The sequence below is a fragment of the Fodinibius salipaludis genome, assembly GCF_002287075.1.
GTDB classification, from domain to species: Bacteria; Bacteroidota; Rhodothermia; order Balneolales; family Balneolaceae; genus Fodinibius; species Fodinibius salipaludis.
Genome location: NZ_NSKE01000001.1, coordinates 150,553 through 171,236, shown reverse-complemented (window position 1 = coordinate 171,236; position 20,684 = coordinate 150,553). Strand labels below are relative to the sequence as shown.

Annotated in this window: 18 protein-coding genes; 9 read left to right on the top strand and 9 right to left on the bottom strand. The window is 42.7% G+C overall.

Annotated elements, in window-relative coordinates; translation table 11 throughout:
• Positions 1 to 2 precede the first annotated feature (2 nt).
• The gene (locus CK503_RS00710) at positions 3 to 2,969 is read right to left on the bottom strand and encodes a SusC/RagA family TonB-linked outer membrane protein (protein ID WP_095604863.1); all 2,967 of its coding nucleotides are present in this window, start codon (positions 2,967 to 2,969) and stop codon (positions 3 to 5) included.
• A gap of 348 nt (positions 2,970 to 3,317) precedes the next feature.
• Between CK503_RS00710 and CK503_RS00705 the strand changes: the two genes are divergently transcribed.
• The 3 genes from CK503_RS00705 to CK503_RS00695 all read left to right on the top strand — a co-directional run bounded on the left by CK503_RS00705 (position 3,318) and on the right by CK503_RS00695 (position 5,978).
• Positions 3,318 to 4,814, top strand: coding sequence for a sigma 54-interacting transcriptional regulator (locus tag CK503_RS00705; protein ID WP_095604862.1), 1,497 nt, complete (start codon positions 3,318 to 3,320; stop codon positions 4,812 to 4,814).
• A 77-nt stretch (positions 4,815 to 4,891) separates the two neighbouring features.
• Entirely contained in the window at positions 4,892 to 5,110 is a 219-nt protein-coding gene (gene rpmE / locus CK503_RS00700; RefSeq protein WP_095604861.1) for a 50S ribosomal protein L31, read from the top strand.
• A 232-nt stretch (positions 5,111 to 5,342) separates the two neighbouring features.
• Positions 5,343 to 5,978 (top strand): MBL fold metallo-hydrolase, encoded by a 636-nt coding sequence (locus tag CK503_RS00695; RefSeq protein WP_095604860.1) that lies wholly within the window; start codon positions 5,343 to 5,345, stop codon positions 5,976 to 5,978.
• A gap of 8 nt (positions 5,979 to 5,986) precedes the next feature.
• Here CK503_RS00695 and CK503_RS00690 read toward each other — a convergent pair whose 3' ends face one another.
• The 7 genes from CK503_RS00690 to CK503_RS00660 all read right to left on the bottom strand — a co-directional run bounded on the left by CK503_RS00690 (position 5,987) and on the right by CK503_RS00660 (position 12,057).
• Positions 5,987 to 6,625, bottom strand: coding sequence for a tetratricopeptide repeat protein (locus CK503_RS00690; protein WP_095604859.1), 639 nt, complete (start codon positions 6,623 to 6,625; stop codon positions 5,987 to 5,989).
• Positions 6,626 to 6,710: 85 nt separating this feature from the next.
• Positions 6,711 to 7,229: an LPS assembly lipoprotein LptE gene (lptE, locus tag CK503_RS00685; RefSeq protein ID WP_095604858.1), complete on the bottom strand. Its 519-nt coding sequence runs from the start codon at positions 7,227 to 7,229 to the stop codon at positions 6,711 to 6,713.
• A complete protein-coding gene (locus tag CK503_RS00680) occupies positions 7,216 to 8,520 on the bottom strand; it encodes a sigma-54 interaction domain-containing protein (RefSeq protein WP_095604857.1) in 1,305 nt (434 codons plus the stop codon). Before CK503_RS00680 ends, lptE begins: the two co-directional genes overlap by 14 nt.
• A 192-nt stretch (positions 8,521 to 8,712) precedes the next feature.
• The gene (gene miaB, locus CK503_RS00675; RefSeq protein ID WP_255233296.1) at positions 8,713 to 10,080 is read right to left on the bottom strand and encodes a tRNA (N6-isopentenyl adenosine(37)-C2)-methylthiotransferase MiaB; all 1,368 of its coding nucleotides are present in this window, start codon (positions 10,078 to 10,080) and stop codon (positions 8,713 to 8,715) included.
• A 200-nt stretch (positions 10,081 to 10,280) separates the two neighbouring features.
• The gene (pyrE, locus tag CK503_RS00670) at positions 10,281 to 10,922 is read right to left on the bottom strand and encodes an orotate phosphoribosyltransferase (RefSeq protein WP_095604856.1); all 642 of its coding nucleotides are present in this window, start codon (positions 10,920 to 10,922) and stop codon (positions 10,281 to 10,283) included.
• Positions 10,923 to 11,000: 78 nt separating this feature from the next.
• The gene (locus tag CK503_RS00665) at positions 11,001 to 11,474 is read right to left on the bottom strand and encodes a phosphatidylglycerophosphatase A family protein (protein WP_095605167.1); all 474 of its coding nucleotides are present in this window, start codon (positions 11,472 to 11,474) and stop codon (positions 11,001 to 11,003) included.
• Positions 11,446 to 12,057, bottom strand: coding sequence for a CDP-alcohol phosphatidyltransferase family protein (locus tag CK503_RS00660; RefSeq protein ID WP_255233295.1), 612 nt, complete (start codon positions 12,055 to 12,057; stop codon positions 11,446 to 11,448). The genes CK503_RS00665 and CK503_RS00660 overlap by 29 nt, the downstream gene beginning before the upstream one ends.
• Positions 12,058 to 12,184: 127 nt before the next feature.
• Here CK503_RS00660 and CK503_RS00655 point away from each other — a divergent pair, with 127 nt between their 5' ends.
• From CK503_RS00655 to CK503_RS00645, 3 genes are read left to right on the top strand one after another with little or no spacing between them, the layout of a single operon-like run.
• Positions 12,185 to 13,471, top strand: a complete 1,287-nt coding sequence (locus tag CK503_RS00655) for a competence/damage-inducible protein A (protein ID WP_095604855.1) — start codon at positions 12,185 to 12,187, stop codon at positions 13,469 to 13,471.
• The gene (locus tag CK503_RS00650; protein ID WP_141239845.1) at positions 13,468 to 15,555 is read left to right on the top strand and encodes a putative porin; all 2,088 of its coding nucleotides are present in this window, start codon (positions 13,468 to 13,470) and stop codon (positions 15,553 to 15,555) included. The genes CK503_RS00655 and CK503_RS00650 overlap by 4 nt, the downstream gene beginning before the upstream one ends.
• A gap of 15 nt (positions 15,556 to 15,570) precedes the next feature.
• Positions 15,571 to 16,455: a cell division protein FtsX gene (locus CK503_RS00645; RefSeq protein WP_095604853.1), complete on the top strand. Its 885-nt coding sequence runs from the start codon at positions 15,571 to 15,573 to the stop codon at positions 16,453 to 16,455.
• 415 nt (positions 16,456 to 16,870) lie between these two features.
• Here the strand turns inward: CK503_RS00645 and CK503_RS00640 are convergent, their stop codons facing one another.
• A complete protein-coding gene (locus tag CK503_RS00640) occupies positions 16,871 to 17,614 on the bottom strand; it encodes an NYN domain-containing protein (RefSeq protein ID WP_095604852.1) in 744 nt (247 codons plus the stop codon).
• 314 nt (positions 17,615 to 17,928) lie between these two features.
• Between CK503_RS00640 and CK503_RS00635 the strand changes: the two genes are divergently transcribed.
• The 3 genes from CK503_RS00635 (at position 17,929) to pstA (ending at position 20,651) form a co-directional block, all read left to right on the top strand.
• Positions 17,929 to 18,858: a PstS family phosphate ABC transporter substrate-binding protein gene (locus CK503_RS00635; protein ID WP_095604851.1), complete on the top strand. Its 930-nt coding sequence runs from the start codon at positions 17,929 to 17,931 to the stop codon at positions 18,856 to 18,858.
• A gap of 67 nt (positions 18,859 to 18,925) precedes the next feature.
• Complete coding sequence (gene pstC / locus CK503_RS00630; RefSeq protein ID WP_095604850.1) at positions 18,926 to 19,801, top strand: phosphate ABC transporter permease subunit PstC; 876 nt, start codon at positions 18,926 to 18,928, stop codon at positions 19,799 to 19,801.
• Positions 19,794 to 20,651, top strand: a complete 858-nt coding sequence (gene pstA / locus CK503_RS00625; RefSeq protein ID WP_095604849.1) for a phosphate ABC transporter permease PstA — start codon at positions 19,794 to 19,796, stop codon at positions 20,649 to 20,651. Before pstC ends, pstA begins: the two co-directional genes overlap by 8 nt.
• The last annotated feature ends 33 nt before the right edge of the window (positions 20,652 to 20,684 follow it).

Sequence of the window (20,684 nt, the reverse complement as noted above, 5' to 3'; positions counted from 1 at the left end):
GATTAGAAATTGAGACTTGCACTCAGAACAAATGTTCGTGGGCGTGGATAGATATTACTATCAATTCCCCCAAATATCTCTGGATCAAGTCCATCATAATTTGTGATTACAAAAGCATTTTGAACTGTTGCTGCAAGACGCAATGATTTTACAATGTCTGGCAGCTGGCTGAATGTATATCCTACTGTGATGTTATCCATACGGAGGAAGGATGCATTTTCAACAAAATGATCAGATAAGAAACGAGAACTCCAAAACTCAGTATTTTCGAGTTGAGTACTAGTATTACTTAGATACCCAGTAGAGTTGTATAATCCTATATATGAGGCTCCTGCAGCAACATTGTTGAATACATAATTCCCAATTTCTGCACGAGCAGAGAAGGATGCATCCCAATTTTTATATTCATATCGAGATGAGAACCCAAAACTTACATCTGGATCAGGATTTTTATGACGGTATAGATCACTACTATTAATAACGCCATCATTGTTTTGGTCCACATACACTCCCTCGATTGGTTCTCCATTCTCATTATATACTTGCTCATAAACAAAGAATGAACTTCGGGGATGTCCGACACTATGAACTTGGATAGTATTACCTAAGGAAATACCACCGTGCCTTACACCAAGATAATCTGGGTTACTACCAGTAGTTAATTTTGTAATCTCATTAACACTGTGAGTAGCATTAAAGCTAACCTCCCAATAGGAATCTTTAGTAGATAGTGGAATGCCTGTTATATTAAACTCAAGGCCTTTAACTTCAAGAGATCCAATATTGGAAAGTATACTGTTAGTAAGGTTAGTACCAGCAGGTGGAGTGACAAGATTTAAAAGGTCTGTAGTCTTACGATAGTAACCTTCCACTGTACCACTAAGTCTACCATCGTATAATCCATAATCTAAACCAATATTATATGTGGTCGTTTCTTCCCACTTAAGGTTTTGATTATATCCTTCAGGTCTCAATGTTTGGATATACTCATCACCGAATAAGTAAGCTGCATTTGGCTGGCTTTGAGTATATGTTCCCAAATAAGGATAGTCACCTTGATTAATACGTTGTTGCCCAGTTACACCATATCCAACTCGAAACTTGAGTTGACTTAGTTTTTCAAACTCTGAAAGAAACGGTTCTTCATGGACTTTCCATGCCAAAGCAAGAGAAGGGAAAAGCCCCCATCGATTGTCTTCTGAAAAGCGTGAAGTTCCGTCATAGCGGATGGTACCAGTAAGAAGATACTTATCTCTGTAGCTGTAATTTAACCTCCCAAAGGTAGAAAGTAGATAATTTTCAGTAGCGAAATCAGTATCTGAATAAACTACGGTTGTGTCTTGTCTTAGTCGGTTGGTGGAATAATTGGAACTCTCCTCTAAATGATGCTCCCACGAATATCCAGCTGTGAAATCGATTGAACTCTCAATTGAAGGAAAGTCATTTTGATATTTGACATAAAAATCTAAGAGTTCATTTTCTTTTCGCTGATTATAATCAGTCCACAGTCCACCTATTCCACTACCATCATATTGGAAAGCTGCATTTTCCTGTACTCTTACTTGGCCTTCTCCTGTATCAGAATAGTCATAGCCAAGATTTAGAGTAGCAGTTATATTGGAAAAAAAGTCTGGAGTATAGTCCAGTTTTAGCTTGCCGATAGACCTGTAAATCGTAGAAATATCATTTTGTTGTTCAAGCATTGCTACAGGATTTGCTGGTGCAATTGGGATAGGATTTCCCTGTGAATTTGTCCAAGTATAGTAACCGCCCCACGGATCATCTTCATTTCCTACCATAACTGGTTGTGTAGGATCGAAGTAAACGGCTGAACCGATAGCACCTCTGTTGGCAAAGAAGTTGTCAACACGCATACCCTTAAGATTTAGGTTGACTTCCAGATTGTCATCAAAAAAGGAAGGGTTAAGTGTTACGGACCCTGTTAGACGTTCCATATCAGAAGTCTTGAGAATACCTGAATTGCCACTAAAACCTAATGAAACTCTGTATGGGAGGAATCCAGTGGATCCCGCTAAGCTTAAATTTTGATCTTGACTGAAGGCCGGATTATAGATTTGGTCTTGCCACTTAGTATTTGAGTCTCCAAGTAAGTCAACAGCATTCTGTCCGTGTTGTTGCCCTATAATGTTTTTGAATTCATCAGCCGAGTAAACATCTAACATTTTAGGGATTGTTTGATAGGAAGCTTTACCTGTATAGCTAACTTGTAAATCCTGCCCCTGTTCGGCAGTCTTTGTTTCGATAAGTACTACACCGTTGGAGGCTCGAGAACCATATATTGCGGTTGCAGAGGCATCTTTTAAGATAGTGATTGACTCAATGTCATTCGGGTTAATTGTATTGAGTGGGTTTCTCATTCCTGCGACGCCTCCACCGTCGAGCGGTACACCATCTATTACGTATAATGGGTCATTACTGGCTGATAGGGAAGAACCGCCGCGAATACGGATAGTAGCTCCGCTACCGGGTGCACCGTCTCCTGAGGTGACGGAAACTCCCGAAGCCTTGCCTTGGAACAACTCTTGGGCAGAGGTGATAGCACCTTCATTAAAATCTTCTGTACTTACAGAAGTTATAGAGCCAGTTTGATCTTCTCTCTGCTGCGTTCCATAACCGATTACAACTACATCTTCAAGTTGTTGCACATCGGGAGAGAGCGATACATCGATTGTTGTGCGTCCATTAATGGGAACTTCTTGTTTAACGAAGCCTACGAAAGAAAATACCAACGTATCTTGCAACGAGGGTACATTTAAATTATAGGTTCCGTTTGCATTGGTAGCAGTTCCGCGTTCGGGCATGTTTTTAACAGTAATATTAACGCCCGGCAGTGTTTCTCCGCTTTGAGCGTCCGTTACCGTTCCCGATACGGAAGTCTGTGCTAATCCCGGGAACGAGAGTCCCAGTACCAGACATGACGTAATGAGTATCTTTTTGAGTGGTATCATAGAGGTTGGTTTAGATTATTGTGGGTATGTCTGAACATTTTTTTAGTAAAATAGAATGCGTTGATCATTACTTTTCTTGTGGATGAAAGCGCTTACATTGAGTGTTAAAAAATTTAGATCGCTGTTGGGTATGTAAGCGCTTTCATCACACCTGATATCTAACAATTTATGAGGAGAGATTCAAGTAAATACATACTGCTTTCGGAATTTTTTTTATACTATAGTTGAGCTGTTTGTTTTAGCAACGTATGTATACACAAATGATATTCTATGTCGTTGAAATGAAATGATTCTGCTTGTGAATGGGTTATTAATTATTCTGAATTGCAAAAACTATTTATGAGATCAATGGAAAAGCTGAAAAATACTGTTCACACATTAGGCGCATTAAAGGAGTCAGGTTGGGAATCCATTCCAGTTAAAGAGGAATTACGACAAAATGTAATTGAGAAGATAAAGTCTGGTGAAACACTTTTTCCCGACATCATGGGATACGATAAATCGGTGATTCCCCAGCTGCAGCATGCCTTGCTGGCTAAGCACGATATTATATTGTTGGGCTTGCGGGGACAAGCAAAGACCAAAATACTGCGTCAGCTGAGCTCTTTTCTGGATGAGTATATGCCTGTTATTGCGGGATCGGAAATTAATGATGATCCGTTTAATCCCGTATCAAAACACGCGAGAGAATTAGTAGAAGAAAAGGGGGATGATACTCCTATCCAATGGGTGCACCGAAGTGAGCGGTATGGTGAAAAGCTGGCAACGCCTGATACGGCTGTGGCTGATCTTATTGGAGATATTGATCCCATTAAGGCGGCAGCTAAAAAGCTTACGCTGGCCGATGAGAATGTGATAAACTTCGGGTTGATTCCACGTACAAATAGAGGGGTTTTTGCCATAAACGAACTGCCCGATCTGCAGCCACGTATTCAGGTGGCTTTGTTGAATATTATGCAGGAGCGTGATATTCAGATTCGCGGCTTTAATATTCGCATTCCGTTGGACGTGCTGATGGTGTTCTCTGCCAACCCGGAGGATTATACGAACCGGGGAAGTATTATTACACCGCTGAAAGATCGTATCGATTCACAAATTTTAACGCACTATCCCAAAGAGTTGGAAACGGGAATGAAAATAACCCAGCAGGAAGCCTGGATTTCGCGCGATGGGGCTGTGGAGGTGACGATTCCACCGGTAATTAAGGAGCTGCTGGAGCAGATTGCTTTTGAAGCCAGAGAATCAGAGTACATCGATCAAAAGAGTGGTGTTTCTACCCGGATGACCATTACAGCGATGGAGCAGCTCATCTCTGCTGCTGAACGTCGGGCGCTTGTGAATAATGAATCGGATACGGTGGCTCGCATCACAGATCTGTTTCATATTGTTCCTGCACTAACCGGCAAGTTGGAGCTGGTGTACGAAGGCGAACAGGAGGGAGCTACAAATGTTGCAAAACATCTTATTGGACAGGGGATAAAGAAAACCTTTGCTCAGTATTTTCCCGATCCCGCCGAGCAAAAGAAAAGTGACGAAAATATATATCAACCGGTGCTTGATTGGTTTGCTGATGGTAATACTTTGAATATCAGTGACGAAATGAGTCAAGAGGAGTATGAAAAACTGCTTAATGACGTTGACGGACTCTCATCATTAGTAGCGAAAAATTCGTTGCTTGATGAAGATAACGATCAATATGTAGTTATGGATTTTGTTGTTGAGGCCCTTCATCAACATTCAATGGTAGGTAAAGAGGATTTAGATGATGCTCGCAGCTATTCCGATATGCTGGGAAGTATGCTCGGTTCTATCGATGATCTGGACGATTTCGAGGATTTTGAGTAATGATTTAGATTGCAAGTAGGCTCCTAAGCCCTTATATTTACCGACCGAATTAAGCAATAAAGAAATTTAAAGATCCCATGAAAGACGGAATTCACCCAGAGTACGAAGAGATTACGGTTGTAATGAGCGATGGTACGGAATTTAAAACTCGTAGCACGATAGATACCAAAGACGGTGTGTATCGCAGCGAGGTTGATTCTAAAAATCATCCTTTCTATACCGGCAATATGAACTTCCAGAAGAAAGCTGGTCGTATCGATCGCTTTAAGAAGCGTTACGGAAAACAAGACGACTAACATTTTTTGGAAGGCTAAGGAATCTGGGGATGCATTTCGTAAGGAGATGCATCCCTTTTTTGTTTAGATGTATGACTGACCCGCTTGATGGCGAAACCAATCGTCAGGTAGGTTTTTAATTTAAATTATAGCTTCGTGTCATTCTGAAACAAGTTCAGAATGACCCTTGCTTATAACATAGCTGAAGAGTCATTTTCTGAGATTGCTAATTTTGATTATTACAGAGTTATTTATGCAGGTTAATCAATATACTGTCGGTCCGTTCGCTGAAAACACTTATCTGCTTATCGAAGAAGGGCAAGCTTTGATTATCGATCCGGGTTTCTTTGATGATCCGGAATATCAAAAAGTGAAAAGACAGATTGATAATCAGAATATAGATTTGATTGCTGTTGTTTTAACGCACGCTCATGTAGATCATGTGCTGGGATTACAAAAGGTTGTTGATGACTTTGATATTCCTGTATATTTGAGCGACAAAGATCGGTACTTATGGAATAACTTTAGTTCCCAAGCAGCTATGTTTGGATTTCAGTCCGATGGCTTTGCTTTTGATCCCGATGTTTTGCCGGTTAGCAATGAGTGGACCATTGGTAATTTTTCTTTTGATGTGCAATACACACCGGGACATGCGCCCGATCATATATCTCTCTACAGTAAATCTGATGGGATTGTGATTGCGGGGGATGCACTTTTTAGAGAGGGCATAGGTCGTACTGATCTGTATAAAGGAGATTTCAAGGTGCTGGAACAATCCATTCAGGAGCAGTTATATTCGCTACCTGATGATACGATAGTATATCCCGGTCACGGAGAACAGACAACGGTCGGTCATGAAAAGAAGGCTAATCCTTTTGTAAAGGGGTAGGCAGGGAATTACTCTTCTTCGCTGTTGTTTTGCTCCTTTAAGGCTTTGAGTCGAATAATCTCGTCCTGATACTCTTCTCTTTTCTGTGGTCTCAATTCTTTAAGTCGTTCATAGGTATGAATGGCAGCATCCAGCTTGCCCTGTTTTTCGTGTATTTCTGCAAGTGTCTTAGATACAATATCATCAACACTATCTGCCGAGACCTTCTTTTTCTTTTGGTCCTTGGATCCTTCTTTCTGGTCGGGACGTATCCGTTTTGATTCAACCGAAGAAAGCTTTTGGATCAGTGAATCCAGATTTAAAACAGGTCCGGGTTCATCGATCGACTGGGTACTTTTTTGAGAGGATCCCATTTCAGATTCGGGGGTCCAGGCTTCAAGCGTATTGGGATGGCTCAGATAATAATGCAGCTTCTCAAAAAAGGGGCTGCCGGGCGCAAAAATACGGGCTTTGAGAGCTTCATCAACAGCTTGGTCATCCATATCCTCCAGGTGATAAAACCATGCGAGCAGAAAATGCCCCACGGCATCGGGGCCGCGTTTTTTGAGTTGCTTTTTTAATCGTTTGGTAGCTTCGATCGGCTCCTTATCAAAATGTTCGGCGTAAGAAGCCAACGATTTTGGAATTTTAAACGGTAACTGAGGCATCTGTTAATTTTTACTGATTCCCGGCCAATTTTTTACGCTTATTATATAAATAGATTTGTGCTGCCCATCAAAATATTATTCAATACTACCAACCACTTACCGCATCGTTAAACATGTTGTCGGCTACTTGACTGAGTGCTGCGGTAGCTGCGTTTGTTTCTCCTTCGATAGGGTTTTCGTTGGTATCGTATGTTTCTGATCCGCTGAAAGTACTGCTCCACTCGGCCTGCTCTTTATCGGTATATTGAAAGGTTGCCCGTACCGATATAGACACTTCATTTAAACTGCTTTGCCCTTCGCCGGTTACACTAAACGGTTCATTGGCATAATTGACGATGGATCCTTCTAAAACGGCATCGGCGTCAGTACGGGAATTAGAAAGCTGTAGTCTTGTTTGATTGATAAATCGGTCAACGAGGGCCGTATTAAGGTGATCACTTAAATTTCCAACACCGCCCGAGGATTGATCGGCAAAGAAAGGGATATAAATGGAGTTTACATCATCGGGGATCGAAGTACCTGTAAAGCTGTATCGAAAGCAACCGCTCAGGACAAAAGCAATAAGCAGTATAGCAAGTATTCCCTTTTTTTTATTGCAGATCATATTGGTCCAACTTGCGATAAAGAGTTCGTTCACTAACGCCCAGTGCTTCGGATGCCTTCCGTCTATTGCCGTCGAACTTTCTGAGTGCTTGTTCAATTAGAAACTGCTCTGCTTTTTCTATAGATGGAACTTCATCCTCATTAAAAAATTGATAAAAGATATTGTCATCATCGGATTCCTCTTCCGAAATATCGGCTTCAGCGAATGATTCTACACCGCCGATTTCCTCATCGGCAGCGTTACCGATATCGACATCCATATCCACGTCAGACATATTACTCTGGCTAAACTCATCCTGGATATTTTGGGGAAGGGCCTTCATGTTTTTTTGCGAAAATGTTGAATAGAGGAAGGTCCCCAACATCTTTTTTAAATCCCCGATATCGCTTTGCAGCTCAACAAGAGCCCGGTAAATAAGTCGTTGATCGTCATTCCCGAACGCTCCGTTTGAGCCCCCTTGGGAATTCTGGTCAGCAAGTACAGGCAGATTATCGGCCGAGCCTTCGTGTTGTCGCCCCTTGAGATATTTCTGAAGCTTTTCGGTATCGATAAACTGAGATTTTTCGAGCACTACCAGTTGCTCCGCAACATTGCGGAGTTCTCGAACATTACCCGGCCAGCGATACGAAATCAAAAGTTCTTTGGCATCATCAGAAAACCCCTTGAACACAGAATCATATTTGGCTGAAAATTCAGTAACAAACTTCCTGAAAATAGGGATGATGTCATCGGGACGCTCGCGGAGCGGAGGAAGTTTAACTTTTACGGTATCAAGCCGGTAATACAGATCCTCGCGAAAATCATCGTCCTGAACCAGCTGCCATAAATCTTTATTGGTAGCAGCTAACACCCGAACATCAGTTTTCCGGACATCACTTGATCCTACCCGAAAGTATTCCCCCGTTTCGAGCACCCGAAGCAGTTTTACCTGGATGTTAGGAGGGGTATCGCCAATTTCATCCAGAAAAATAGTGCCTCCGTCGGCTTTCTCAAAATATCCTTCGCGCGCTTCGTGGGCCCCAGTAAAGGCTCCTCTTTCGTGTCCAAAAAGTTCGCTTTCAATAATACCTTCCGGGATGGCACCGCAGTTGACGATCACCATGTTGTTCTTGCTGCGATGGCTTATTTCGTGGATGGCTTTGGCTGTTACATCTTTACCTACACCGCTTTCGCCTTCCAAAAGCACCGTAATATCGGTATCTGCCACCTGTATAACTTTGTCAACAACCTGCTTGAGCGCGGCAGATTCTCCAATAAGTCCAAATCGTTCTTGAAATGCTTCACGATCCATAGGGGAGAAGCTCGGTTAAAAAAATTTGTGTTAAAACTGTTTTATATAAGTATAAGGTAATAATTACTGCTTTAGATACATAAAGATTCAGCAGTAATTATTATAACGGGAGCAGCTTTACAAGTGTTTCTCAGGGTTTATGTAATGCTACCTATGTGACCCGGTTAATTGAAAGTGGTTCGGTCAAGAAAACTATGCAGCAACTGTTTCCCGGCTATACTCCTGAATGCTACTTTTTTTGATGAGATCTCCCATCAAGGTAGCAGAAGTACAATCGGTGATTGTTACTTCAACGTAATCGCCTTTTTCGATATGTTCTTCGCGATCAAAGACAACCATTTTATTGGTATCGGTACGTCCGCACAGCTGCTCATCAGACCGCTTGCTGGTGCCTTCAACGAGTACCAGGTGGCGACGCCCAATTTCTTTCTTGTTGAGTTCTTCCTGTATATTCATCTGCTGTTCAATGATCTCAGAAAGACGACGTTTTTTTACGTCTTCCGGCACATCGTCTTCGTATTTTCGCTGTGCCAGCGTACGTCCCCGTTCGGAATAGGCGAACATATAGGCCAGATCATACTTCACTTTAGCCATCAGTGACATCGTATCCTCATGTTCTTCTTCTGTTTCGCCACAGAAACCGGTAATAATATCAGTCGAAAGTGTAACACCGGGAATGATCTCTCGCATCTTTTCAACGAGTTCTAAATACTGCTCACGGGTATAGGGGCGTCGCATGCGTTCCAGTACCTCATTGTTACCCGATTGCGCAGGAATGTGAATATAATTGCAGAGATTCGGTTGCTCGGCAATGATTTCCAGCAGCTCTTCAGGGAAATCTTTGGGATGGGGAGAAGAGAAACGAATACGCATCTCCGGATCAACCTGACTGGCTTTATACATCAGGTCGGCAAATGAATGTTCCCCGTCATCATAAGAATTTACATTTTGGCCCAGCAGGGTAACTTCTTTATAGCCCTGATCGCTGAGCTCTTGCAGTTCTTCGATAATACTTTCGGCCGTTCGGCTTCGCTCACGTCCACGGGTAAATGGTACTACACAAAACGCACACATATTGTCGCAGCCCCGCATGATGGTAACAAATGCGCTAACACCGTTGTCATTACGACGCACCGGTTTGATGTCGGCATATGTTTCTTCGAGTGAAAGAATAGTGTTTGCAGCCTTTTGTCCATCATCAACATCAGAAAGTAACTTGGGCAGATCACGATAGGCATCAGGTCCCACAACGAGATCAACAAGTTCTTCTTTTTCCATGATCTGCTCGCGGATACGCTCAGCCATACAGCCCAGCACACCTACCGTCATATCACGATCCTTTCGTTCTCTTTTGAGTGCTTTAAATTCCTTAAGGCGATTCCAGACGCGTTCTTCGGCATTTTCACGAATGGAACAAGTGTTGATAAAAATAACTTCGGCCTCTTCGGGCTCGTTGACCGGTTGCATGCCTTCCTCCATCAAAATGGAGTTGACGATCTCTGTATCAGAGACGTTCATCTGGCAGCCGTAAGTCTCAATGTAAAAATTGCGTAGATCCACTGTGGACAATGTTTTATTCCTGATTATTTAGACTGATGAATATAAGGAGAGTTTCGCTCTTTATGAAAGATTTGAAGTTGCAAGTTGAATGTTTAAAAGTTGGATATGAATCTAAAGGACAATTATTCGATTTTACGATGTACCGCTAAACATCCCAAAAACCACAACCTGCAACTTTCAACCTACAAACTTTAACCAACCTAATTAGGCCAGGTATCAGGCGTTTTGCGCCATTCGGCCAGTGTTTCGAGATCCGATTTATTCACATAATCGTTTTCACTGGCTACATCGATAAGCGTAGTATAATCAGTGAGCGTAAATATGGGGACCCCCGCTTTGTCAAAGCGCTTGTTGGCTTTATCGAACCCATAGGTAAAAATACTCAGTACGGCTTCTATTTCTGCGCCAATAAATTGAAGGGCTTCAACTACCGAAATAGCGGAACCGCCGGTAGAAATCAAATCCTCAACTACAACTGTTGTTTCTCCTTTCTGGATGCCGCCCTCAATCTGGTTTCCAAGTCCGTATGCTTTGGCTTTGGCGCGAACGTACGAGAGGGGTTTGTCCATATTTTCGGCCACCCAGGCAGCATGGGGAATACCGGCTGTGGCCGTACCCGTAATAACATCAGTATTGGGATATTCCTTAGCAATAAATTCTACAAAATTCTTGGCGATCTTCTTGCGTATTTTAGGGTATCGCATCGTCAGGCGGTTATCACAATAGATAGGTGAATTCCAACCCGATGACCATGTAAACGGGTCGTTGGGGCGGAGGATAACTGCATTGATATCCAGTAAGTCGAGTGCAATTTCTTTTGAGAATGTTTGATCAATAATCATATACAACAATTTAATAGTTCATGTGCTGATCAACGTCAATAATAATAAAAATGTAGTTACTGATTGATTAGCATATTGTTAAATAATATCCAAAATATATAAAAGTCCCTGCATACATATCAGGGCGTATACCCCGGCCAGCAGGTCATCAACAAGAATTCCCCACCCACCGGGAATTTCCTGCAATTTATTAACGCCAAGCGGTTTTTGTATATCAAAAAACCGAAAGAAGATAAATCCAACGAGTAGCAAAAGCAGATCTTGTGAAAGAATTCCGCTAAAGGGAATAGCAATGAACGTTACGGCCTGTCCGGCAAATTCATCCATTACCAGTGGAGAGGGGTCGCCTCCCCATTCTTTTTCGCACTCCTCGGATACCCAGACGGTGATATAGGAAAATAGTATTGCTAATAAGACCATCCCGTACCACGGGCTATATAATCCCACAAAGTAGATAGGGAAAAGTGCAAAAAAGCTGCCCCATGTTCCCGGGGCGTTTGGTAAAAAACCGGCGTTAAAGAAACTACCGAGTATCGGTTTCAGTTTTGCCATTTTTCTGTTTTGAAAATATTGTTCTGTTGATAAAAATGTATTCTATTCCCGAGTAAACGGTTATGGCTACAATAAGCATCATCAGCCAGCCTAAAATTCCAGATTGAAGGAGTTGTATACAGTAGCTGCTGAGCCATACATCGGTTTCGATAAAAACCCCGACTAAAAGTACTAAATAAAGAAAAAACATCTGGCTCAGGGTTTTTGCCTTGGCTGTCAGGCGGGTATCCATTGTGATATTACGATAATCGGCCAGGATACGCATTCCTGTGACTAAAATATCCCTGAAAACGACAACAGCAATAGCCCACCATGGGAATTGCGCGGGATCAATAAAGGGCAAACAGATAAAACCTGCAAAGGTTAAAAACTTGTCGGCCAGGGGATCTAAAAACACCCCGTATTCTGTTTCGGCGCTGTACATACGGGCGATGTATCCGTCAAAAAAATCGGTAACCACTGCCACGGCAAAAATCCCCACGCTCAGGGCACGCCATACCACTTCATCCTGCACATACAGGATTAAGAAGATGGGAGCCAGGATAATACGGATAGTACTTAATATGTTAGGTATTTGACTCACGACCCAAAGATAGTAATTGTTAAAGAGAATTAAATGTTTTTTGTAGTTCAATAAATAGCTTCGAAAAGCTGCCAGAGTTTGATATTTTGATCAACTATTTTTGCTGAATATTAAATATCGATGCTACATGCAGTGCCGCGTTATATCCATTGGAAATGAATTACTTATTGGTGATACGGTGAACACCAATGCCAGCTGGTTGGCTGATTTGCTTACCGAAGCGGGGATCGATGTGACCCATATTTATACCATCGGCGATGATTTGGATACGATGAAGGAGATTTTATCAGAAGCTTTGTCATCAACGGATCTTATTATAACGACCGGCGGACTTGGTCCCACCCACGACGATATAACAAAACGAGCAGTGACCGAGATTTTTGATTGCGAACTGGTGCTCGAAGATTCGGTGCTGGAGTTTATCAAAAAGGTATTTAAGAAGCGTAATATCCCTTTTAGCAAGTCCAATTACCATCAAGCCGAGGTGCCGGATTGTTGCGAAGTGCTATTTAATACGCAGGGTACGGCCCCGGGCATGTGGTTTGATCGCGGATCGGTTAAGCTGGCGGTGTTGCCGGGGGTGCCACACGAGATGAAACACCTGATGAACGAAAAGGTAATGGCTAAAGTGAAGGCTATTAATGGCGACACGGAATTTCGACGTTCGTACTACATTACCACTGCTGGGATTGGTGAAAGTACGCTCAGCGATGAAGTGATTGGCCGACTGGATAATATATTGCCTGAAGGCGTAAGCGTAGCCTATCTTCCGAGTCCACAGGGGACCAAAATAAGAATTAGTGCATACGGCAGCTCGAATAAAGAAATTGATGAGCGAATAGATCTTGTTCGAAATCACATCAAAAGGAAGGCCGAAACATATATTATCGGAGAAGGTAAAGATCTCAACCTGGCGAAAGCGGTCGGAGAATTATTGGCCGAGCGTGATTTATCATTAAGTGTTGCCGAAAGTTGTACTGGCGGTTACCTGGCAAATGCGATCACGGACATCCCCGGTAGTAGTCGCTATATGATGGGCGGCCTTATTGCGTATGCAAATAAGGTTAAAGAAAATCAGCTTGGGGTTTTGCCGGATGATCTGAATGGCCATGGTGCCGTAAGTAAACCGGTAGCGCTGCAAATGGCCAAGGGCGTTGCAAATAATTTTGGAGCTGACATCGGCGTATCAACAACGGGGATTGCTGGTCCGGGCGGGGGAACTGAAGAAAAACCAGTGGGTACGGTTTGGATTGGATTCTGGAGCCGGGATGAACATTTTGCGCTGAAAGCTCGCTTTACGAATGATCGCCTTATCAATAAAGAGCGTTCGGCAGCCGTTGCCTTAGAAATTGTTAGACGATCGATTCTGGGAATTGCAGAAATGCCATACGGACTCAAAAAATATCCGGCTTGAAATTATTACGCATTACATACTTGCTTTTACTAATGTTTGCGGCTTGTCAGTCTGCGGCTCTTGCACAGGTTGACTCAACCACAGTCGATTCTGTAGCCCTCGATTCTGCTACAACGGATACGCTCTTTCTATATCCGCCGGAGTTGCCGGACGTAGCTGTTGATATCACTTCGTTAAATACTGGGGCAACAGACACGCTTTTTCGTTTTTCATTGAGTTTAACTGCGTTTCAAGATACGACTGTTCAATCTGCCAGGGGAGAAAAGAAAAAGGAACTTTTTAAAGTGAATCCCTGGGAGTTTCATGCGCCACTGGGAGCTGAGCGTACGGCAACCGACAGCACGTTGCGATGGCAATATTGGTCGGATTGGACCTATAAACTCAATCGAGAGCCGGGTGTTATCAGCTATCGGCTGGGGACAAACATCCGTTCAAATGCCGTACAGCGAAATGCTCACGAGCCGCGTCACCAGCAACTGTACTGGGAGGATATTTCGTTAAATGATCCGGTATCCGGAATTGTCAACTGGGAGCTGATTCCTCAAAATAAAATTGCCGATTTTTATACTGATGATTTGGGCACGGTGCACGAGTCAAGATTTTACCATCACCAATATTACATAAACAAGCCACTTTCAAGGCTTATATACAGTGAAAGTCAGTTTAACTATCGCAACCTGGAATTTGAAATCAGCCATAATTTATCGCAGCGAACGAATATAGAGTTGAGTTACTGGGATCGGCGCTCCGGCGGAGAATACAAGAACTCTGAAATTACTGGGCGCCAAATTTATCTAAAGGCCAGTCATCATTTAGACCAAAACAAATACCTGAAGCTCAACTATATCACGAACAATTATGATATCGGTCAGCCTTTTGGTTACAGCATGAACAATATGTTGGCCTTTAATTTTGATCGATATTCAGCTTCGCCCGTTCAATCTTCGGCTACAACAGAGCAAAAGAATAATATACTGACTTTAAATTATTATCAGCGTAATCCCGACAGCACACAAACAGAAGACAATTTCAGGGCAGGTCTTTTCCAAAGAAGCGATGAGCGACTAATGACATCTACGAGTGATAGTACGGGTTATAGTTTGAAGTCAGTAGGAGCCAACGCCCGCAAATGGTGGCAGTGGGGAGGCCTGCATTTGGAGACCGGGGCGAAGGCCGAATATTCATTCAATCAAACGCCGGAGAACAACACTTTGCCTGCTGAAAATTGGGCAACTGCAAAAGCCGACGGGAGTATAGTAATAGATTTTGTACCGCTTATCGATTTAATGGGAGATGCTGAACTGCAGATGCGATCAGATGGATTTCAGTCGTATCAAATGAATGCCGAGGGTAAAATTCCCATTGGTGATTTTAGCGTAACGGTGGGGGCATCGTCAGGAACTATTATGCCGACACCGCAACAGCTGTATTGGGATTCAGACCAGTTTAAAGGAAACTCAGATCTCGAAAATGAAAAGGTACAGGACATTCGTGGAACACTGAGCTATCATTTTAATCCCGATACAGAAATTGGAATTCGGGGGCAGCACAAAGAGGTGACCGATGGCATTATGGTGGCAGACAGCCTTTTTACCAATGTAAATAATTATGCGTCGCAATCCGCCACCGCCTTTTTTGAATGGGATTTGACAAACTTCGAATTTGAGGGATCGGCTGTATTTCATCGTTTTGCAGATAGTTATGTATCTCCATCCGGCACCATCCCGATGTCGCCTCAGGAGCGGGTTTGGCTTAAGGGAAGCGCCTATTGGAAGGGGTACCTGTTTGATCGCGCAACCTATGTGAAGGCCGGTGTTTCAGGAATGGCGGCCCCGTTTCGTTATCAGCCTGATCACTATAATCCCGAGCTAAATTACTGGCAGCCAATGAGCGCTGATCAACAGCTGCCGAGGTTTAACAGGCTGGATGTGGATATTTCCGCAAGAGTGCGTTCGATTATGTTTATTTTGCGATGGGAAAATGTGCTTGACGATGTTAGTCAACTCGGCTACTTTGAGACTGCTCAGTATCCCATGGCGCAGCGCCGGTTTATTTTTAGCGTGCGGGCACTTTTTAGAAATTAAAAAAATAAGAAAAGGATGAGTTTAGGTTACGTCGTTAAGGAAGGTATGGCCGGAATCGGCCGAGCAAAACTTGCTGCATTCACCTCAATGTTCTCATTGTTTATTGCGGTATTACTGTTGGGATTACTGGCTCGTTTGGGATACAACGGTTACGAGGTGGCTCAATCTCTCAAAAAGTCGATTGATGTGGAAGTGTTTTTGATGGATTTGGATGAGCGGACGACGAATGAGCTTTCGGATCGGCTGAAAGAGGAGAAGCTTGTTCAGGAGGTTTCTTATATATCTAAAGACAGTGCGGCAGCTGTTTTTGAAAAGGAGTTTGGCTCTACCGGAAGCTCACTTGCAGATCTCAAATTTTTACCCGCTTCTTTTAAACTTAATATTGATCCCGATGCCCAGATTTCGCAGGTTGATTCGCTGGTTAATCAGATACAATCTTATCGAGGGGTAGACGAAGTACGGTTTAATCAGCAACTGTTGAAGCGAATAGAGGCTAATTTCGAGACTGCGGCAATGATGGGCGGGGGATTGGGTATTCTTATTTTGCTGGCTTCTATGATTCTGGTATTTAATACTATTCGTCTGACAATCTACGCCAAGCGGGACCTCATTAAAGCGATGAAACTTGTTGGAGCTACCAATGGATTTATCCGTCGCCCGTTTGTTGTAGAGGGGATTATTCAGGGATTAATTGCCGGGTTACTCTCGGTAGGGGTGATGTTTGTTACATTCCATTATTTACTTCCTGAATATATTTCTGAACTGGGTATTTTGGAATGGCCATTCGGTCGTTGGTATTATCTCTCTGGAGCGATGGTATTGCTGGCTGTATTTATGGGATTCTGGGGAAGCCAGTGGGCCGCACGCAAGTTTATCAAGAAGACATCCATATCTGAATAATTTCCCCATCGTATAGCTGTAGTTGGCTGCCTTCGCCGAAACTTTTAAGCGGGCATTGTACAAATATGAAAAGCTACGTGCAGGTAGGCTATCTGATGGATAAAACTTAGACCTTAACTTGTGAGAGGGTTAATCCCCTGAATAACAGGTGGTTGGATTGCTCAGGAGTACAACTCCTTCGCAACTTGGATGTTAAATGGGTTATCAGATAGGTAAACAAGTAGGTCTCTAAAGCTGTTCTAAAGTGGACGACGCAGAGCATCGTCACAAGAGATTACGTTAGATACTTGGATGTCATTTCGAACAAGCGTAGCTCCGAGAGAAAACATGGCTTGATGTTGGATAAAAACGATGGTCACTCACTTTACTTGAGGTAACATCATTTGAGTTCATAATAATTAGTAAAACCAGTGTCCTATTTCCGTTTATCTTTTACATAAATAGCTTTTGATTGTCCTTCGCCCGTTGAGCGTTCTTCAATCTCAAACAGTTCAATAGCTTTAACGAGATTGCCCAGTTTTCCGTATCCGTAATTTCGGGGATCAAATTCGGGGGACTGTTTGGCGATATAACTGCCCACCTGGCCGAGATGTGCCCAGCCGCTTTCGTCAGATGAGGCTTCTATGGCGTTACGTGTCAAATTGACCAGCTTAGTATCTTGCTTTAGCTCATTTGTTGACATACGTTGGATCGAGGAATCTTCGTCCGCTTCTTCCTCGCTGCGCAGTACCTCCGTATAGATAAACTTGTCACAAGCCGCCACAAAAGGGTCCGGGGTTTTTTGCTCTCCGAATCCATAAACGTATAAACCCTCTTCACGAATACGGGCTGCTAACTTAGTAAAATCGCTGTCGCTTGAGACAATGCAAAAACCATCAAACTGGCCAGTGTAAAGCAGGTCCATGGCATCGATAATCATGGCGCTGTCAGTAGCATTCTTACCGGTCGTATAGCCAAACTGTTGTATCGGTTGGATAGAGTGATCTAATAGATGATCTTTCCATCCGCGCAGTTTTGTGGAAGTCCAGTCGCCGTAAATGCGCTTTACGTTGGCGGTTCCATACTTCGCTATCTCTGCCAAAAGACCTTCCACAATAGAAGGTTGGGCGTTATCAGCATCGATTAAGACTGCTAATTTATTTGATGTATCCTGATCCATAAATTGAAATAATTCGAATTAAGTTTAATACAAATCTTAAAAAAAGATAAATAATAAGTTACGATATTCACGCATAACTTCAAGAAAGAGGGGAGGATACAGATTTACAAAATATATGAGGTTTGATAATCCAAATTAGCACAGGAATTTATCATGCGATTAAAGCAAAAGGCTTATTTGTAGTAATGGGAAAGGATTGGTACTCAAGAATTAACATTGAGTTAACAAAAGACTCTGATTTTTAAAATACCTTGATACATCGAATTTCAGCACACTAATCACATAGAAACAACCAATTCAAAATTACTGAGATAATGGTAAAAAAAATATTTGCACTATTCCTTTTTAGTGGTGTCTTCTTGTATTCATGTGGCTCAGGGGGATCTCAGAATGAAATAAAAATTGATGGATCCGGTACCGTATATCCCATAACCGAAGCCGTAGCCGAGGAATTCCGTAAGATAGAACCGAATATCAGGGTTTCGGTAGGATCATCCGGATCAGGTGCTGGTTTCAAAAAGTTTGTACGGGGAGAAACTGACATATCGAACTCATCTCGGAAAATATCCGAAGAGGAAAAAGCGTTGGCAGAAGAAAATGGCATTGAGTATCAGCAATTTTCTATTGCATTAGATGGGATTTCAATCGTTGCTCATCCTGATAACGATTGGGTTAAAACACTTACCCCTGAAGAACTTAATGAAATTTGGAAGGCCGACAGTGAGGTGCAGCAGTGGAGTGATATACGCGAAGGGTGGCCGGATGAAGATATTCGTCTTTATGGTCCAAATACTGCTCATGGTACCTATGACTTTTTTACCGAAACAATAAATGGAGAATCGGGAGCCAGCCGGACTGATTATAATGCGGTGGCTGATTATAACGTAGCTGTACAAGGGATTTCGTCAGATAAATATTCGCTCGGATATTTTGGATTGGCTTATTATGAAGAAAATGCTGATCAGCTGAAGCTCATAGGTATTGATACCGGGGAAGGTGTTGTTGAACCTTCTCTCGAAACCGTAAAAGACGGTTCATATAAACCGTTGTCACGATCACTTTATATTTATGTTACCAAGAAGGCAGCACAGCGTTCTGCTGTTCAAAAATTTGTTGAATTTTACTTTGATAACGCCGGTGAACTGGCAAAGGATGTGGGATATGTGCCTATGCCCGAAGAGGATTATGAGGAGCAAAAATCCGCATTCCACAGCTTTGCATTCGATACGTTAGAAGCTAATTAACTAACCTATTTTCTCCACTTGCCGGATGATTATAGGTAAGTGGAGAAAACTACCATTATCCTCTTTCATGAATATTAAAGAGAAAATAATTGAGAAGGTACTGGCCTTCTGCGCTCTTCTAACCATTCTGACCACTGTTGGTATTATTGCCGTCCTATTGTTTGAGGCGATCGGATTTTTCAGGGAAGTATCTATTGTCGATTTTCTGACAGGTACCGAATGGACCCCGCTTTTTGCAGATAAAAACTATGGGATTCTGCCGTTGGTATCAGGAACACTGCTTACCACATTCATCGCCATTGCCGTTGCACTGCCCGTTGGGCTTACCATTGCAATCTATTTGAATGAATACGCCCCCAAGCGCTTTCGTAAGGTTTTGAAGCCATTGCTGGAAGTCTTGGCGGTTGTTCCTACGGTGGTGTACGGTTTTTTTGCTCTGATGATTGTAACTCCTTTTTTAAAAGTGTTCATACCGGATTTGGCTGGATTTAATGCGCTTTCGCCAGGTATTGTGATGGGAATAATGATTATTCCATTTGTCTCCTCACTTAGCGAAGATGCGTTGGCGGCTGTCCCCGATTCGCTGCGAAAAGCGTCATACGGAATGGGTTCAACACGATTTCAAACAGCTTTTCGGGTAATGGTTCCCGCTGCCTCGTCAGGTATCATGGTTTCCATAATATTAGCGCTTTCACGGGCGATTGGGGAGACCATGATTGTAGCAATCGCTGCGGGACAGACGCCCGTATTTACATTTGATCCTACTGTGCCTATCGAAACGATCACCGCTTATATTGTAAAAGTAAGTTCGGGAGATGTTCCGCAGGGCACTATTGCATACAAAACGATATTTGCGGCGGGTATCACCCTGTTTGTGGTGACATTCATTCTGAATAACATCAGCTTTTGGATAAAAAACAGGTATCAGGAAAAATATGAATAGAGCAAAGATAAATAGGTTAAAAGACAAGGCTTTTAAATACTTCGGGATCTTTGCCAGCGTGATAGGAATTGTAATCCTGGCTATTTTTATTGGTTTTGTCATCTATATGGGTATTCAACGTCTCAGCTGGGATTTCATGGTTGAACTGCCATCAAGATTTGCCGAAAATTCAGGTATCTATACGGCCTGGATGGGTACGGTTTGGATTATGGTTTTTACCACATTAATCTCCTTTCCGCTGGGAGTAGGGGCAGGAATTTATTTAGAAGAATATGGCAAGAAAAACCGGTGGAGTTCTTTTCTTGAAATCAATATTTCCAATCTGGCCAGTGTGCCATCCATTATTTATGGTCTGCTGGGATTGGGAGTATTTGTAAGGATGATGCAGATGGGGAATAGTATTTTGGCTGGTGCTTTAACACTTTCACTGTTGATATTACCCATTATTATTGTTTCTACACGAGAAGCCATTAAGGCAGTTCCAAGTTCTATTCGGGATGCTTCCAATGCGCTCGGTGCCTCAAAATGGCAAACGATATGGCATCAGGTATTGCCGGCATCGTTTGGGGGAATTCTAACGGGTGTTATACTGGCTCTTTCACGGGCTATTGGAGAAACGGCGCCTCTGATTGTAGTAGGAGCTTTGGTATATGTGCCTTTTGCTCCCCAAAGTCCCCTGGATGAATTTACAGTATTGCCGGTACAAATTTATAATTGGGTGTCACGTCCACAGGAAGAGTTTGTTATCAATGCGGCGGCAGCTATTATTGTACTGTTAGGAATTACCTTTATTATGAATGGGATAGCGGTGTACTTTCGTAATAAATGGCAAAATAAAATGCAGTGGTAGGCAAAAATTTTCATTAATCAGTTAGTACTAAGA

What these genes read in the sequence shown, in the direction of transcription:
- CK503_RS00710 (WP_095604863.1), bottom strand. Translation starts at nt 2,969, where the DNA reads ATGATACCACTCAAAAAGATACTCATTACGTCATGTCTGGTACTGGGA.
- CK503_RS00665 (WP_095605167.1), bottom strand. Translation starts at nt 11,474, where the DNA reads ATGGCAAAACTGAAACCGATACTCGGTAGTTTCTTTAACGCCGGTTTT.
- CK503_RS00680 (WP_095604857.1), bottom strand. Translation starts at nt 8,520, where the DNA reads ATGGATCGTGAAGCATTTCAAGAACGATTTGGACTTATTGGAGAATCT.
- CK503_RS00635 (WP_095604851.1), top strand. Translation starts at nt 17,929, where the DNA reads ATGGTAAAAAAAATATTTGCACTATTCCTTTTTAGTGGTGTCTTCTTG.
- CK503_RS00695 (WP_095604860.1), top strand. Translation starts at nt 5,343, where the DNA reads ATGCAGGTTAATCAATATACTGTCGGTCCGTTCGCTGAAAACACTTAT.
- lptE (WP_095604858.1), bottom strand. Translation starts at nt 7,229, where the DNA reads ATGATCTGCAATAAAAAAAAGGGAATACTTGCTATACTGCTTATTGCT.
- CK503_RS00645 (WP_095604853.1), top strand. Translation starts at nt 15,571, where the DNA reads ATGAGTTTAGGTTACGTCGTTAAGGAAGGTATGGCCGGAATCGGCCGA.
- pstA (WP_095604849.1), top strand. Translation starts at nt 19,794, where the DNA reads ATGAATAGAGCAAAGATAAATAGGTTAAAAGACAAGGCTTTTAAATAC.
- rpmE (WP_095604861.1), top strand. Translation starts at nt 4,892, where the DNA reads ATGAAAGACGGAATTCACCCAGAGTACGAAGAGATTACGGTTGTAATG.
- pstC (WP_095604850.1), top strand. Translation starts at nt 18,926, where the DNA reads ATGAATATTAAAGAGAAAATAATTGAGAAGGTACTGGCCTTCTGCGCT.
- CK503_RS00640 (WP_095604852.1), bottom strand. Translation starts at nt 17,614, where the DNA reads ATGGATCAGGATACATCAAATAAATTAGCAGTCTTAATCGATGCTGAT.
- CK503_RS00655 (WP_095604855.1), top strand. Translation starts at nt 12,185, where the DNA reads ATGCAGTGCCGCGTTATATCCATTGGAAATGAATTACTTATTGGTGAT.
- CK503_RS00705 (WP_095604862.1), top strand. Translation starts at nt 3,318, where the DNA reads ATGGAAAAGCTGAAAAATACTGTTCACACATTAGGCGCATTAAAGGAG.
- CK503_RS00690 (WP_095604859.1), bottom strand. Translation starts at nt 6,625, where the DNA reads ATGCCTCAGTTACCGTTTAAAATTCCAAAATCGTTGGCTTCTTACGCC.
- pyrE (WP_095604856.1), bottom strand. Translation starts at nt 10,922, where the DNA reads ATGATTATTGATCAAACATTCTCAAAAGAAATTGCACTCGACTTACTG.